General features: G+C 67.2%; 1 protein-coding gene. It reads right to left on the bottom strand.

The annotated features are described in order from the left end of the window. Positions 1 to 33: 33 nt before the first annotated feature. On the bottom strand, positions 34 to 259 hold a 226-nt coding region (locus tag R0J92_RS24220), incomplete at its 5' end, for a hypothetical protein (protein ID WP_411053556.1).

Raw genomic sequence — 259 nt, 5'->3', positions numbered from 1 at the left:
ACGGCGGCGGCAAGAGGTAGCCGGACCGCCGAACTACTCGCCGTACGGGATCCAGATGTTCTTGACCTGACAGGCGTGGCGCAGCACCTCCGCGCCCTCGGCCTGCTTGGCATCGAACCAGTCCCGCTCGTGCCAGTCGGTCCACATGCGCTTCAAATTACCGGTGGAGGCGCGTTCCAGCGCCTCTGCGGTGGCCTGATCGCCAAACCACCACAGCGCGTCGACCGCGTCGTGCTTGGCGAGCTCCAGCGCCAGTCCC

Origin of the sequence: Tritonibacter sp. SIMBA_163, assembly GCF_046535935.1 — a bacterium.
In the GTDB taxonomy this organism is placed as follows: domain Bacteria; phylum Pseudomonadota; class Alphaproteobacteria; order Rhodobacterales; family Rhodobacteraceae; genus Epibacterium; species Epibacterium scottomollicae.
This window is presented reverse-complemented; position numbering and strand designations above follow the sequence as displayed.